12 protein-coding genes are annotated in these 14,557 nt (G+C 57.8%); all 12 read right to left on the bottom strand.

The genetic code is table 11. The features are described 5' to 3' along the window. On the bottom strand, nt 1-2,332 hold a 2,332-nt coding region (locus ACYVG7_RS12570; protein WP_460883439.1), incomplete at its 3' end, for a type VI secretion protein IcmF/TssM N-terminal domain-containing protein. Nucleotides 2,333-2,343: 11 nt separating this feature from the next. Continuing rightward, the gene (gene tssA, locus ACYVG7_RS12575) at nt 2,344-3,858 is read right to left on the bottom strand and encodes a type VI secretion system protein TssA (RefSeq protein ID WP_460883440.1); all 1,515 of its coding nucleotides are present in this window, start codon (nt 3,856-3,858) and stop codon (nt 2,344-2,346) included. Further along, nucleotides 3,855-4,466 (bottom strand): type VI secretion system-associated protein TagO, encoded by a 612-nt coding sequence (locus ACYVG7_RS12580; RefSeq protein ID WP_460883441.1) that lies wholly within the window; start codon nt 4,464-4,466, stop codon nt 3,855-3,857. The genes tssA and ACYVG7_RS12580 overlap by 4 nt, the downstream gene beginning before the upstream one ends. Further along, nucleotides 4,463-6,049 (bottom strand): sigma-54 interaction domain-containing protein, encoded by a 1,587-nt coding sequence (locus tag ACYVG7_RS12585; protein WP_460883442.1) that lies wholly within the window; start codon nt 6,047-6,049, stop codon nt 4,463-4,465. The genes ACYVG7_RS12580 and ACYVG7_RS12585 overlap by 4 nt, the downstream gene beginning before the upstream one ends. Next, nucleotides 6,046-6,876 (bottom strand): type IVB secretion system protein IcmH/DotU, encoded by an 831-nt coding sequence (icmH, locus tag ACYVG7_RS12590; RefSeq protein WP_460883443.1) that lies wholly within the window; start codon nt 6,874-6,876, stop codon nt 6,046-6,048. The genes ACYVG7_RS12585 and icmH overlap by 4 nt, the downstream gene beginning before the upstream one ends. A gap of 22 nt (nt 6,877-6,898) precedes the next feature. Next, nucleotides 6,899-8,215 carry a type VI secretion system baseplate subunit TssK gene (tssK, locus tag ACYVG7_RS12595; RefSeq protein WP_460883444.1) on the bottom strand — a complete coding sequence of 439 codons (1,317 nt, stop codon included), beginning with the start codon at nt 8,213-8,215 and terminating at the stop codon, nt 6,899-6,901. 2 nt (nt 8,216-8,217) lie between these two features. Further along, nucleotides 8,218-8,760 carry a type VI secretion system lipoprotein TssJ gene (tssJ, locus tag ACYVG7_RS12600; RefSeq protein WP_460883445.1) on the bottom strand — a complete coding sequence of 181 codons (543 nt, stop codon included), beginning with the start codon at nt 8,758-8,760 and terminating at the stop codon, nt 8,218-8,220. 143 nt (nt 8,761-8,903) lie between these two features. Further along, entirely contained in the window at nt 8,904-9,710 is an 807-nt protein-coding gene (tssG, locus tag ACYVG7_RS12605) for a type VI secretion system baseplate subunit TssG (RefSeq protein WP_460883446.1), read from the bottom strand. Next, on the bottom strand, nt 9,707-11,482 hold the full coding sequence (tssF, locus tag ACYVG7_RS12610) for a type VI secretion system baseplate subunit TssF (RefSeq protein ID WP_460883447.1): 1,776 nt from the start codon (nt 11,480-11,482) through the stop codon (nt 9,707-9,709). Before tssF ends, tssG begins: the two co-directional genes overlap by 4 nt. Continuing rightward, entirely contained in the window at nt 11,482-11,910 is a 429-nt protein-coding gene (gene tssE, locus ACYVG7_RS12615) for a type VI secretion system baseplate subunit TssE (RefSeq protein WP_460883448.1), read from the bottom strand. The genes tssF and tssE overlap by 1 nt, the downstream gene beginning before the upstream one ends. A 5-nt stretch (nt 11,911-11,915) precedes the next feature. Beyond that, complete coding sequence (gene tssC / locus ACYVG7_RS12620) at nt 11,916-13,385, bottom strand: type VI secretion system contractile sheath large subunit (protein WP_460883449.1); 1,470 nt, start codon at nt 13,383-13,385, stop codon at nt 11,916-11,918. Nucleotides 13,386-13,431: 46 nt separating this feature from the next. Continuing rightward, nucleotides 13,432-13,935 carry a type VI secretion system contractile sheath small subunit gene (gene tssB, locus ACYVG7_RS12625; RefSeq protein ID WP_460883450.1) on the bottom strand — a complete coding sequence of 168 codons (504 nt, stop codon included), beginning with the start codon at nt 13,933-13,935 and terminating at the stop codon, nt 13,432-13,434. Between the last annotated feature and the right edge of the window lie 622 nt (nt 13,936-14,557).

The raw sequence follows: 14,557 nt of genomic DNA on the forward strand, positions 1-14,557 counted from the left end.
AGGTACTGCGCGAGCAGCTATCACCCAGTAATGGGAATCCCCCTCCTGAGACGCGAAGCGCGAAGGTGGGGGAGGATGTCAAATATTGCCAGCCCTGGATGGTGAATAACCGCGGCAGTTGCAGCGCCGCATCCTGAGTGCTGACCACTGGTAGTTCGAGTCCAGCTCCCTCGCGATAGTTTGTGTTGGCACTCGGTGCATCGGAGCTCATCATATCGGTCTGCGGCACATCGGTACCCAGTGCATTGGCAAACTCATGTTCCGGATCGGCATGTGGCCAGAGCAATTGGCGCAGATCCACTGGCTCCGGCAGTTCCGCTGCGGCCATCGCCGTTAATTGTTGGTAGAGACGCTGGGAGGCTGGAATCGCCTGTAGCTCGGTTTGTGCCAGATGAACAGCCCGTGCAAATGGGGTGTAGTCGGCTCGCGCCAATGGGTCTCCGGCGGTGCGCTTGTCGGCCCAACGGGTGTATTGCAATGCCATCTGCACATGGCGGATCAGCCGCTGTTGCCCGAGTTTATCTAGGATGCCGTGGGCTGGGTGACCCGTATCGAACAGAGTTGCCATCTGCTGGTGCAGATAACGGGTCAACCATTCTGGGCGGTTGCTTGGGGGGGCATCGAGCAACCGTATCAAAGTCAGCCATTGTAGTTTCTCCTGACTGGCGGAGAGGTCCATTTGTTGAACCAGGATGCGCATCAGACGGGGCAATAGCTGATGTTCCAGCTGGACCAGATAACGATTCTGCATCCCTTGCTGTAGTACTCCTCCCTGGTAAAGCCCCATCTCTTTGAAACGATCCAGGAGTGGTGTCGAAGGCGGTACGGCTTGCCCTAGCTGGGCATCCAGCAGGTTATCCAGGATCAACACCTGGCGAGCCAGATCATTGTTCGGCGTCGGATGGGTTGATAAGTCCATTGGCAGAGTGGGCGTCAGTCGGGTTAGCCACTGCTGCAATCGAGCCTGGTTGACTTGGTAGAAATAGTGCCAACCGCCGAGCATGGCCAAAGAGCCGAGGAGCATAATGCTCAGCAGGACGCGCCGTTGCATGCGGTGATGGCGGGCATAGCTTAGGGCTGGCGAGCACAGCGTTGCTTCCGGCAAGACGATATCCTGCCAGTACCGGGCAATAAACCCTGGCCTCGGTTTGTCATGAGGCAGGGGTACGCCGCTCGCGCTCTGTAGCCGGTAATGGTCGTTGATGGTATGAGTCAGCGTCGGGATCCCGTTGCACCATTGAGCAAACGGCTCCGGTGCTGGCAACGGCTCGCCATGACTGCCCAGGAAAAAACCTCGCAGCCGTATCTGTGACTGGGATTGGAGTAACTGCTGCAACCAGCGGCCGCTGGCAAGCTGCAGCTCTGCTAATTGCTGCTGCAGACGGAACAGGCTCGATCTCCGGTAGGGTTGGTCGTGGCTGAGCAGCAATGACGGTAAGGAATGAGCCAACTGCTCTCGCCAGTGCTGCCAAAATCTCTGAAGTTCATCCTGCCAGTGATGGCTGTGCTGACTGAATTGCACACCGATCAGCTGCTGTTGGCTATCGGGGGGGAGAGCGTTAGACCAGAGCGTGAATCCCTCCAGCGCCTCCAGTCCAGTGATGTAGCAGTAAAGCTGGGGATGGATCTGCAACTGCTCGGCGATTTCCTGCAGACGAGCAGCGAGCAGTCGGGTCTCTCTGCTGGCGTGTTGCTCTGGACTGAGTAGCCAAGCCGGATCCAGTAATAGCAGTATGCCATGCAGTGGACGACGGGGCCGGCATTGACGCAGTGCCGCATAGAGTTGTGGCCAGGCGTCATCGTCCGATGATTCATCCAGTGCCCAATCCTGGGCTCGGGGTTCGAGTAGTGTTGCCTCAGCGCCCAGCCAGGCTTGCCACTGTGCCGATCCGGAATGTGCTTTATGGAACTGCACCTTACCTAAAGAGGTTGGGTACGCAGAGTCCGCATCGAGTTGTTGCAGCCATGCCTCGCTATCCAGGGCCATGGGATTGAGGAGCAAGTACCAGGGTTTTTGCTGCTGCTCCGGTTGCCGACCGAGCGCTGTGAGCCAGCCGAGCTCCGCTGTCGGGGATTCGGCTGATGAGGATGCGGATTGCGGTGGTAACTGTGCTCGCCGCCGATAAAAAAACAGCCCCATACCGCCGAGCAGCAGCCAGAGCCAGACTTGGGTCCACTGCCAGGTGTCGAGCCAACTGATGTGGGTCTGGGTGAGTGGTTTCCAGATCCAGAGCAGGAGCAGACTGCTTGCCCACACGCTGGCTAGCCAACGCCAGGGTCTGGCAGCGAGGGGGCGGCAGATACGGGATATCAGAGTCGATAGTGTCACCATGGGGAGGGGTCCTAATCGTGCGGTTCTGGAATGGGGCAGCGTTGGCAGTGTGCGGCCAGTTGTGCCAAGAGTTGCGGGTTCCATTCAGCCAGACTCAACTGCCGGGCATGCTGCTGCAGTAACCGGTAATAGTGAGCGGCGATGGCAGTGTTTTGTTCCTGTTCCATATATCGAGCCATGCCGAGTAACAGCTGAAACTGTTGTTCAGGTGAAGGGCTGTGTTGCAGCGCCTGCTCGATACTGGCCATATCGGCCGGTAATGACTTGTCCTCGCTGGATGTCGTGGCGATAGGGTTGCTGTGATGCAGCCACTGGGCTCCTTCTGGGCTGAGCAGGGGCGTACCATCGGCGAAGGCCAGATGCTCGATTCCGGGCAGTCGTTGCAACAACTGATGCAGTTCCTCGGCTATGGCGCGGGCAATGGCTGGATAACCCAGGCTCCGGGCTGCTTGCGCCGATAACCAGTGTCCCTCCAGCCAGAAGGGCGACAGCGTCAGACTCTGTTCAATCTGCTGCCACAACTCGACGGTTGGTGTCGCCAGCCCCTGTCGATAGTCATGTCGACGGTCTGCATCGGGAGCCGCGAGTTGGGTGCGTTGCTGCGCCGAGTGGCTGGGTAAGGTCTCGATCCCGCTCCAGAGCGCATAGCGTCGTAGCCGATACCCAATCGGGTGTGCGGTATCGTGCTGGATCAGTTGCGAGGCCAACTCCAGCAGCGCCTGGCGTCGGGCCCGCGATGGCTGAGGATCGGCCGTTGCGAATACCGCCATCGACTCAAGGTTGATGACCGGGAGCGAGACTGGCGGCTCAGTCGTTGGGCTGGATGTCATCTCTTCTGGGGCAACGGCGAATATTGTGGCTGCCGGATGAGTGTTACTGCTGACTGCGGCTTCTGGGTCCTGATGTGGTAACTGTTGTATGGCCTGACGCAGCTGCTGACTAGCGGCGGCTAGCAGGGTATTGTCATCGGCGAGGCAGAGATCCTCAAGCCGACGGGCATGGTGTTCTAATTGTTGCCGTTGCTGCACCGGGAGTGGCTCCAGTCGCCAGCAGGCCGTTTGCAAGCGCTGCAGATTTTGTTGCAACAGTCGTTGTTGTCTATGTCCGCTAGCGCTGGCAGATGGCGCCGCATAGTGTTGCAACCAGAGTTGCAATAACTGTACAGCGAGCGTGAGATCTGCCGCATCGGTGGTCTGCAGCAGAGCGCGTAGCAATTGAGTGACCAGTCGCAGATCCTTGCTGCTCTGTTCCAGCAGTTGCAGCGCAAATTCGCAAACCTGGGGGATATCCACTTGTTCATGCTGTAGACTGCCTAGTTTGAGCATGGCTGTTTCAATATATTCCCAACGTGCATCAGCCAGAAAACCCTCCGTCGTGATCGGAGATCCGGGTTCTGATGAGGCCAGAGCCGGCTGCTCCGCCAGAGGGGTTAGCAGGCGCAGGCACCAGGGATGCAGCTTTGCTCCGCTTCCTATTGCATCCGGTACCAGAGGTGCGCTCGTCGAGAGTGGATGTTGGTCGATCACCAGTGACACTCCTGTCGCAATGGCGCTATGGCCGTCGACAAACCGTGCAGGTCGAATTGCAGGCTCGGTGCGGGGTCGAGCTTGAACTGTACCTGCTCAGCACCCAACCAGCTCTTGAGCTGGGCGATGGCCGGGAGGCCGCGGCCCGATTCCAGCACTTGCCGTTGCTGGCGCAAAAACCAGTGGACTGGATATGGTTGATCATCCAGCAGCAGTGCGGGGGCGGTGGCGGCGACAGGGAGCGGCTGATCCAGATGCACGGACAGATGGGTGATCCGCTGCTGGCAACGGATCCTTAGGCGCGCTCCCGGGATGCGTTGCTGCAGCGAGAGCGCGTCGGGCTGAATATCCAGCTCAAACGCTGATACTGTCACCGGAGAGACCTGGGATGTTAGCTTGGCCTCAGCGAATGCAATGGTGGGTCTATGTTGACTCGCATTTGACTCCAGATTGCGGACCTGCTGATCGTAACAAGTCAGCCGAACCAGGGGTGATAACAGCCGGTAGCACCTTGTGATGGCGTGCTGTTGCCCTGCGGCGAGTTCAGATGCCGAGGTGATGATCCCGGGCCAGAGGCAGACATAGCCGATGAAGAGGAGCCGTTTCATCGTAACTCCAGCTTTTGGCATTTATGGTCCAGGGTGCGTTTGGGTAAGCCCAGACTGGCTGCCGCCAATCCTCGATTCCCCTGATAGAAATCGAGACGGGCGCGGATGACTTCGGCCTCGAAACGGCGCAGGGCCAGTCGCAGATCGCGGATATGCTGGTAGCTATCGCCATGTTCCTGGATGGTTTGCAGGCGCTGTTGCCAACTCGGGGGCAGGTTGTGCCACTGCACGATAGCGCCATCCTCGGTGTGGGCGCAGGCCACCTCCAAGAGATTCTTGAGTTCGCGGACGTTGCCAGGAAAACCATAGCCGCTTAGCCGGGAGAGCAGATCCGGCGCCAATCCAGGTAACAGGCGGTGATGCTGTTGTGAGAATTGACGGATGAAGTGCAGGCTCAAAGGTGGCAGGTCATCCGGACGCTCCCGTAACGGCGTCAGCTGGATTTGACACTGGCACAACCGATGATAGAGATCGACCCTGAAGCGTCGCTCGGTGATCTGCTGATCCAGTGGCTGGTGGGTGGCGGCGATCAGCCGGAATTCACTCGGTTGTTCCTGCGAACATCCTAAGGGACGATAGCGGCGACTCTCCGGAACGCGCAGCAGTTTGGCTTGCATGGTCAGCGGCATATCACCGATTTCATCCAGAAACAGGGTTCCGCCGTGAGCTTGAGCCAGCAGGCCAGCTTGTGGCGCCGAAGCTCCGGAAAAGGCGCCTTTTTGAAAACCGAAGAGCTCGCTTTCGATCAGATTCTCTGGAATGGCGGCGCAGTTGATGGCGATGAAGGGCGCGTGCTTGCGCGGGGACAGATCGTGCAACAACCGGGCGACCACCTCCTTGCCGGTACCCGTTTCGCCCAACAGTAGAACCGATAACGCATGCTGACTGGCTTGCTGTACCTGCTGACGGAGCAGATGGGTGTGCCGTGATTGGCCGAGTAGTCGTTGTTCCAGCAAGCTGGTCGACGGGGAATGTTCTCCTTGGTTTTTAACTTCCTGGGCCTTAACCCCTGGGCTCCTCGCGAGTGAGGGCTTCATCTCGGAGGTGCACAGCGGCGGCAAGTGGCCCTCGCTGTCGATTGCAGCGGTCGGACTGGCGGCTGCTGTCATCCCTTGTTGGTAATGTTGCTGGCTTAAGCGCAGCTGCTGCTGCAGTGAGGCGTCTTGCTGCCAATCCCGGATCCGCGCTGCCGTACCAAACAGTGCCAGTAAGCCCCAGCAGTGGTTTGAATTTCCCAGGGCACACAGCAGAACTCCGCCATCGGCGATGGTGGGCGAGAGTGCGGAACCATGCTGCTGGATCCGGGCCAGCGGGCTGCTATTTAGACGTGCCCAACCCTGAGTGCCACTCTGTTGCAGATGGTGCAACCAGAGGTGGCAACCGTTCTGCATCCCTGATGAGGACGATAATCCGCTGACCGATGCCGACCGCCACTCGATACGCTGACCTTCTGCGTGCGGCAGACCGAACAAGATGTCATCCGGCTGGTAATGTCGCTGGATTTCCATCAGCAACCGCTCCGCTACAACCTGTTCATGCGGTGGCATAGTCCGGGACATCGGCCTAGTCATGCTCTGGCTCATAACGGACTCCCGGCGGCGAGGCTTGCCATCAGTAACTGCAGGATCTGCTGACTTTGCTGATGCAAGCTCTGGTGATAACAGAGGAAAACCAACATCAGGATCAGTACCAGAGCCAGGGCATAGAGCAGTAGAGAGAGCGGGGCCTCGGCATGGTGCTGCTTGGGTTGTGGTGGGGAGATCAAGTGCAGAGTGCAGGTAGTCGACGGGGCTGGATACAATTGCTGATGCAGACGTTGACGTAACTGCCGCAGTGCTACTTCCCCCTGTGGCAAGACCCGATAACGGCCTTCGTAACCTAGATCCAGGCATATCAGGAAAAACTGCAGCACGTCGCGGTGGCGTTCAGGAGCCGTCATCAGTTCTGACAAGCGGATGAAGAAGCGCTCACCACCCCAACTTTCGTTATGAAACCGGGTCAGCAGCGAGTAACCGGCCCAGGCCCCCTGATGTCCCCAGGGCTGACTCATCACGGCTTCATCGAGCGAGCAGCACAAGGCGTAGCGGCAGTCGACCCAGGTTTGGGTCTCGATGCCTTGGATGTTGAGGTGCGCTTCCAACTGCTGAATCTCGTCTGCCACTTGTCGATACAAGCCGCTGTCTTGCTCGGGGCGGTACTGCTGCCGGATATTCACCATCAAATTCAACAGGGGGCGGGCCGATTCGATCAATCGATTCTCGGTCCAGGATTGAACGGGAGCCGCAGAGGGCCAGCGCAGCGCAGATGCTGGCTGTCGGAACTGGGTGAGATCGGCCAGTGCGGCACCGGCTAAGCGGATGCCGGATTGCGTGGGCAGCCGTTGGTGCACGGTTGAGTCGATCATGTCCATCTTGATTCTCCTGTCGCCAGTCTTAGTCGCGGATTGCCCAGAGCTGCAGCTCCAGACCTGGGAATTCACCGGCCACATGGAGAGCCAGTTGGGCGCTGCGGATCAGCGGGGTCCAGTCAGGATGCTGTTGATCCAGTTCGAAGTAGCTGAATCCGGCGTGGTAGGGCAGATGACGGGGGGCTACCGGCAAATGCCGCAACGCTACGCCGGGCAGTTGTAAGGCGATCCGCTCCCGGATCTGCTCCGGATCGGCAATTTTGCTTTGCAGAGGAAATTGCTGCTGTAACTGCTCTACCGGTAACTGTGCCTTGACCGCCAGAACCAGGGCGATAGGACCCAGCGCCATGGCTTCATGCAAGGAGGCCTGGCGAATACCGAATGCCGCGGCCTGCAGTGGCAGGGCTAGTGCACGCGGGGTAACCATAGTGCCCAAGGAAGCTCGAATGGCGTTTAGCAGCGGGATAAAGCAGCTCCCCGGATCCTGATGCTGGTAGTTCGCGATGGCAGAGGGGTGTCGACTCTCGCTCATCAGGGTGGCCAGCTCGGCATGGAGCTGCAACAGGGTTGAGAACAGTCGCTCCGGGTGCAGTTGTGGAAGCTGTTGTAAATGCTGGAGTAGCAACTGATAGCGTTGCAGTAGCTGCAACAGTAAAAAATCATGCCATTCGCTAATTTCTTGCTGGTGCGGCGTGGCCAGACGCTGTCTCAGGCTCTGGGCGCGCGTGGTCAGGAGCCCAGTCACTTCGATCAAGGCGCGTTGTAAGGTCGGGATGGCACGTACGACCAAGCTGCATGGCATAAAGTCCGGATCCAGCAATAGACTGCCGTCACTGCTGTGCCCCAGCAGGCGGGCGATGGGGATCCGGGTATGGTCCGTATTTCCCTGCTCCTCCAACTGCAGCTTGGGTTGCAACCGCTGCAGCGTGATCGCCTCTGGTGCCACGCTCTGAGCCTGACGATCAGCAACCGGATGGGTATGTTGCTGATAGCGGCTCATGGTTGTAGCTGTGGTGCCTGGGCCATCCAGCGCCAACGCTAGGTAGATCACCTGATTAGCGCGAGTATCGGGCGGCAATAGCAGCGGAGCGGGGATCGCATCTTCATCGGGAAAGTGACAGAAGGATCCATCGGCGAATAGCACGCTGCCCTGCACCAGTGCGAGTTGGCCGATGCTCAGGTGTTCCTGACTTAATTGCAGCTGCAATACGCCATAACAGAAGTTTCCGAGTGCGGTAACCCGCTGATGCAGTTGGTCATTCCAGTACCGCTCCTGCTGCTGAAAGTGCTGGGGGCGAATGAATAACCCCTCGTGCCAGACCACGCGATTGTGAGACGACATGCTTACTCCTCATCCCGTTGCAGGCTAATGGTGTGGTTCTGCAGCTGGATTAATAGGTGATAGTGATGCCCCATGGGCGTTAGCTTGATCAACTGCCGCCATTGGGCCTGTTCCGGGTCGGCATAGTGCGCAATCACCCCCAGATAGCGGGTTTGATCCTGAAGGGGCATGGCGGCTAGGTAGCGAAATTGTCCGGGAAGCAGGCTGTAATCCTGATGATCGAGATAGTTCTTGCCCAGCGCTGCCGGCAGATCTCGGTGTATCTGGTCATAGTCACTGGCCAATAGTCGGGACTCTTCCGCCAACTGCACCAGTTGCCGGGCAATCGGGTGCGCAGTGCCCTCGGCATCGGCATTGACATCCGGCTCGGCGAGCAAAGTGATGCTGACGGTGGAGGGCTGGGATTGGCTATCGCCGACTTGAATATCCGGGTTCATGAGTACCTGCCCCAGTTTTCCCAGCGTGCTACATCCGCACAGCAGGCCCAACAGAGTGGTGACGAGCAGGAGGCTTGTGGCGAGTTGCCGCCGCTGACTGTTTCGCATAGGGGTTACTCCTCGACGCTGAGCCGTAAGCTGGGGGTTGGATGGGGATGACCCAGATAGTTACTCCAGCCCAACCGGACTTCTGGATCCTCTCCCAACTGCCACAAGGGGGCCTGATCGTGGGCCAGCTCCAGGACTAGATCCTAGGCCAGCAGGGCGTGTACTTGCTGGATGACCAGGTGTTTGAGTCGTTGATAGAGGTCGCCGTTGGGCAGTAGGCGATAGAACTGCTGTCGTGAGAGTTGTTTCAGTCGCAAGCGGAATTTACCGGCGCAATCGGCTATCTGGCTGCCCAGCAGGCCATCATGACCGAGCCGACAGGCTTGCACTCCCAGACGGTTTTGTTGGCCCGCAGGGATGGGGACCTGCCGCCGTTGCCAGGGTTGCATCTGCACACTCGGAAGTTGCAGGCTGTGCTGGATCAGGCTGCACAGTGCCGCAGCGGATGGTGCCGGGGCTGTGCGTAACCAAGAGTTGGCCAGCCACTGCTCAGGCTGGAGTGGCAAACCGGGATCGCCGCGCATGGCCAGCAGGCAGCGGGAAAGTGGATCCGCACCTGCGCGGAAGCGCAGTTCATAACGGTATTTGCGCCAGCCCCGGTACAGCAACATGAGCCAGCGATGATGAAACAGATCCAGCAAGGCGATCAGTCGGGGTTGCTGGTGGGCATGCTGCCAAGCCAGTTCATCCAGATAATAACCGGGTAAGGGCGATTGACTGCCGTGCAGCCCGAGAAACCCGACCTCGAGTCGGGGGCTGGATTTGATATCCAGAGTCAGCACATCGGCACAGGGAAAACCGAGTCCGGGCGATACCCGAAGCTGCAATCGATCCGGCTGCGGCAATTGCTCCGGGTCTATCTTCAGCAGCGCTAGCAACTGCTCAATCAATGGCCCGAGATGGTAGGCGTGCGCATGATGGGCTAATTGTGTCAGGGGGCGGGTGCTCATAACAGCGGCTGCCTCCCGAGGGTGGCGGGCCATTGGTAGCGGCTCTGGGCATCGAGATTGATGATTTCCAACTGATGAAAGCTATTGATACTGGCGTAGTGCGCCAAGAAGTGAGCCAGCACACTGCCGAATAGATAGAGCTCCCCCTCGCCGCCAAAAGGTTGGCCATGGATGCTCAGCCTGGTATGGAGTCCGCGGATCGGTAAGCCATCATGGAGTCGTTCTATGGGCTGGGTGCTGATGTGCTCGATTGCGGTAATCCGCGCCCGGTTGTGGGATGGCTGGTCGGCATCATCCTGGCGGTCATAACAGTTCAATAATTGCTGCAGCCGTTGCGGCTCCAGCAGGGAAAGGTAGTGATGGGATAGATTGTTCAGCAATTGCCAGTGCAATTGATCGTTCGATGCCGGGTAACGGATCCTGGTTGGGCGCAGCAGATTATGAAACCGGACAAAATTCGGCGAGCTGCCTGTGGCGATATGCAGAGCTCCAGGCGGTATTTTGGATGCCAACTGGCGGTCGCAGCAGGTCAGGGATATCGAGATGGTCTCCTCCTGACGCAGAGTTTGTGACGGCTCTGGCTCGATGAAGCTCAGACGGTAGTTCAGCCCCTGTCCCGACACCTTAGCGCTTTGATTGATCTTGTACTGGGGCTGTGCCGCCGCGGTTTGCGGTGGCGATGGCGGCTGTTGAAATCGGTGGAAAGGCTGATACTCCCGCAGATTTTTCTGAGTGCAACTCTGGTTATTTCGTTCACGACTGAGTATGGGGTGGCGCCAGCCCTGCACGCTGTCAATGCTGAATAGCTCGTAGGCATCAGGGGCCTGATGAGAGAGATGCAGCGGGTAGTCGTGATGTCGGCCATGTCGATGGATCGGTTCGGCATCGAGCGGGAAGAGGTTCACCGCCGGAATGCAGTTGAGCATTATGCTTTGGGGCGTGATGTGCACATGGCCGGGCAACGGCTGCTGAAATTCGAATCGTAGGCGAACCTGCGCGACGGGCTTGGGGGCCAGTGGTGGTAGATCCGGCGCGAGGGTGAAACACAGGAAGGCGGCGGGAAAACTGAAATAGTCCTGCAACAGGCGGTGGCCGTCGATGTGGTCATCCGGCTCGGGCAGTAAGGCATCTGCGGGAGCAAAGCCACAGGCCTGCAAGCAACTGGGGTGTAGCGGCCAGTTGTCGGACTCGGTTTCGATCACTAATTGCCGAAGGTGCTGACGCAACCAAAGATAGAGTTCACAGGCTGCAGGCTGTTCATCGCCAAGGTATAGCTGCAGTTTCCCCAGCTCCAGTTTGCTCTGACAGAGCTGGGTGTGCAGCTTCAGCGTCAGAGTGAGTGAGAGGCGTGTCGGATCCAGGTTCAACTGGCCATCGGCGGGATAGACCCAGCCTGGTCGACAGGTACGGAAGCGGCAACTCCGGCCATCTATCGGAGCACTTGCGACTTCACACCCCGCTTCCAGTCGCATCGGTTGACTGATGGTGTGGGGAATGGGTAGGAATTGCATCATGGTCAGGCTCGGAATGACGCGCAATAGCTGGGGCGCGACCAGTTGCAGCACCCCGAGACTTAGCTCGGGAAAGCTGTCATCCATGCGAGCTCGCAGACTGGCTGTGAGAAATGCCACGCCTTCCAGCAGTCGCTCCACATCCGGATCTGCCCCAGGCCCGGCCAGATAATGACTCAGCTCGGGATGTGCTTGGGTGAGGGCCTGCCCCTGCTCCCGCAGGTAACGGAGCTCTGCCTGAAAATAGTGCTCCATACGCATCAGTTCACCATCCGGTAACGACGGTTGCTGTCCAGTTGCAGGGTAAAGCTGGCATGCCGGGCCTGTTCGGCAAAACGGATCTGCCCTTCGATCTGGAATTGCAGTATTAGGGGATCCCGACTCGGCTCCAGGCGCTCGGAGTGGGAGACTCGGACCTGTTGCAGACGGGGTTCGTAGTGGGTGATGCACTGCCGGATCTCCTCCGCCAGCCGGGTACGCAGATCGGCGCAACCCAGAGCAGTTGCATTGAAGTCGATCAAACCCAATGCGGGTGCGCCACGACAGCTGTCGGGCCGACTATTGAGCAGTAATTCCAGATGCTGCTGGATGGATTGCAGAGCGCTGGCGACCTGTTCATCGACGGATCCGGGTTCCCGTTGGATCAATCGTTCAAGTAGTCGGGGGCGTGGGGCTGATGAGTTGGGCATGCGAGTTACTCCTTATCCAGTCGACCAACCAGTGAGAGTTCGAAACTAGCGCCCATGTATTTGAAATGAGGGCGAACGGCGAGTTTGACCTGATACCAGCCTGTCTCGCCTTCCACCTCGGAGACCTGGACACTGGCACTGCGCAGAGGGCGACGACTGCGCACCTCGGCGGGAGGGTTTTCCTGGTCGGCCACGTATTGACGGATCCATCCGTTGAGCTCGCGCTCCAGATCCTGGCGCTCCTTCCAGGCTCCCAACTGCTCGCGTTGCAGAACTTTCAGGTAGTGCGCCAGGCGATTGATGATGAACAGATAGGGTAATTGACTGCCCAGCCGGTGGTTGGTCGCCGCCTGTCGCCCCTCTTCGGTATTGGGAAATACTTTGGGTTTCTGCACCGAGTTGGCCGAAAAGAAGGCGGCGTTATCACTCTCCTTGCGCATGGTCAGTGCGATAAATCCCTCTTCGGCGAGCTCGTATTCCCGACGATCGGTGATCAGTACTTCCGTCGGGATCTTGGCCTGCAACTGCCCCATGGCCTCGAAGAGATGGACGGGTAAATCATGGATAGCGCCTCCGCTTTGCGGCCCTATGATATTGGGACACCAGCGATAGCGAGCGAAGCTGTCGGTCAGCGCTGTGGCCAGCAAAAATGCTGTATTCCCCCACAGATAGTGGTGATGGTCGGCGCTGGTCTGTTCCTGATAGTGGAATCCCTTGATGGGATTATTGCTTGGATCATAGGGCAGTCGGACCAGGAACCGCGGAGCCGTCAATCCCAGATAACGGGCATCTTCCGATTCGCGCAGAGTGCGCCATCGAGTATGGGCGGGGCCCTCGAAGACTGACTTCAGATCCTTGATGGCTGGGAGCTCACTGTAACTGTCGAGGCCGAAAAAACTGGGCGCCGCCGAGGCAATAAACGGGGCGTGAGCCATGGCGCCGACCGCTGCCAGATATTGCAGCAACTTGATATCCGCCGCTGAGTGATTAAAGGCGTAGTCGCCAATCACGGCAGCGATTGGCTCACCGCCGAACTGACCGTAACCACTGGCATAGAGGTGCTGATAGAACCCGGATTGAGTCAGCTCGGTGGCATATTCAAAGTCATCCAGCAGCTCTTCTTTGGTCGCATGCAGCAGTTGGATACTGATGTTTTCGCGAAAATCGGTACGGTCGACAAGGAGCTTGAGGGCGCGCCAGGAGAACTCGAGCTCCTGAAATGGCGGGGCGTGCAGAATTTCATCCATCAGTCGACTCATCTGGCGATCGAGTTCAACGATTAAGTGATCGATCCGGGTCTTGTTCACCGTCTCCCGGACGGGATCCGAGGCTCTGACATGAGCCATCAGGGCGGCGACGCCGCGTCCGGTAATGGCATATCCCTCATCGTCAGGCATCAGGCGCGCCTGGCAGAGCAGGTCATTCAGCAAGGAAGGCGATGAGTGGGCAAGTGGTGCTGGGGTGGTCAGGGGCATGATGCATCCTTGGCATTGGGGAATCAGACTTGAAGGAGCGGGCCTGTTAGGGCGCCAAATTCAGGAGCGACACTTCCTGGAGCAACTGATCTCGGGTTTCCGGATCTCCGAGCAGCTCGCATAGCCGTTGACGAAACGCTGGAATATTGCCGAGTGGACCTTTGAGGGCGACCAGAGCTTCACGCAGTTGCAGCAATTTGTGCAGTTCCGGCACCTGCTGGGCGATACGGTCCGGCGTGAAGTCGGCGAGCGATTCAAACTGCAGGGTAATGGGAAGTTCACTCTGTTCTGCGCCTTGCAGGTGGTTGGGGATCGCAAATGCCAGCTGTAGCGCCGACTCTTTCATCACCGCATTGAAATTCTGTTTATCGATGTTGATGCAACTGCGTTGTTCCAGCGGAATCATGGTTTGATTGCCGCGTAAATTACCGACCACGAGTAGGGCCAACGGGAGTTCGATGTCACCCTGATGGTTGCCAGTTGCTGGCTGGTATTTGATGTTGATGCGTTCTTTCGGAGCAACGCTGGTGTCGTGGTGATGGCTGGGCATTGATCTTGGCTCCTGAAATCCATGGTGGATGGAGCGAGATACTAGGCAGCAAGCGTGGCATTGGCTGCTGCGATTAGTGGCAGCATAACCATTCGACTAATGCGGTTTTTATGGCGATAAAAATGATGGATATGAAAACAGAACAGGATGATGTAAATAACCATTGATTATTTTGTCAACAAATGTGCAATAACCGATTTGCCCCTAGAAATTATATACCGACTTTTATTAATTTATTGTTTTTGAAAGGGTTGCGTTTAAGTGTTGATTGTTATGTGATTATCCTGTTTTATTGTTCGGCGCTGAATGGAATATTGAATTGTGTGGCTGGATATAACGCTAAAGTATCTTGCCAGCGATGTCGTTTGTATAAATTCGAATGATGATGACAAGCGCTGGTTGATTTGCTGACAGGGTGTGCCGCAAGGATATAACGGCCTATCGCGAGCCGTGACAGCTCATGGCGGAGATTGTTTTTTTAAGCGTTGTCGAATTGTCTCGTGATGGATTGATGGGCTGCCTCGCCATTTCGGTCTGGATCGGCCTTGTTGATCAAATCCAAAGTCGGATACTCGCTCCCCAACCCGCCGGGCGGGCTTAGTTGACGGCCTGCCGAATGGGC

The sequence above is a fragment of the Pseudaeromonas pectinilytica genome (assembly GCF_054780855.1).

Bases quoted from the DNA above. Each gene is read 5' to 3' on its own strand.
- tssC (WP_460883449.1), bottom strand. From the start codon at position 13,385: ATGCCCCTGACCACCCCAGCACCACTTGCCCACTCATCGCCTTCCTTG.
- tssF (WP_460883447.1), bottom strand. From the start codon at position 11,482: ATGCGTATGGAGCACTATTTTCAGGCAGAGCTCCGTTACCTGCGGGAG.
- ACYVG7_RS12585 (WP_460883442.1), bottom strand. From the start codon at position 6,049: ATGAGCCAGAGCATGACTAGGCCGATGTCCCGGACTATGCCACCGCAT.
- ACYVG7_RS12580 (WP_460883441.1), bottom strand. From the start codon at position 4,466: ATGAAACGGCTCCTCTTCATCGGCTATGTCTGCCTCTGGCCCGGGATC.
- tssK (WP_460883444.1), bottom strand. From the start codon at position 8,215: ATGTCGTCTCACAATCGCGTGGTCTGGCACGAGGGGTTATTCATTCGC.
- icmH (WP_460883443.1), bottom strand. From the start codon at position 6,876: ATGGACATGATCGACTCAACCGTGCACCAACGGCTGCCCACGCAATCC.
- tssE (WP_460883448.1), bottom strand. From the start codon at position 11,910: ATGCCCAACTCATCAGCCCCACGCCCCCGACTACTTGAACGATTGATC.
- tssB (WP_460883450.1), bottom strand. From the start codon at position 13,935: ATGCCCAGCCATCACCACGACACCAGCGTTGCTCCGAAAGAACGCATC.
- tssG (WP_460883446.1), bottom strand. From the start codon at position 9,710: ATGAGCACCCGCCCCCTGACACAATTAGCCCATCATGCGCACGCCTAC.
- tssJ (WP_460883445.1), bottom strand. From the start codon at position 8,760: ATGCGAAACAGTCAGCGGCGGCAACTCGCCACAAGCCTCCTGCTCGTC.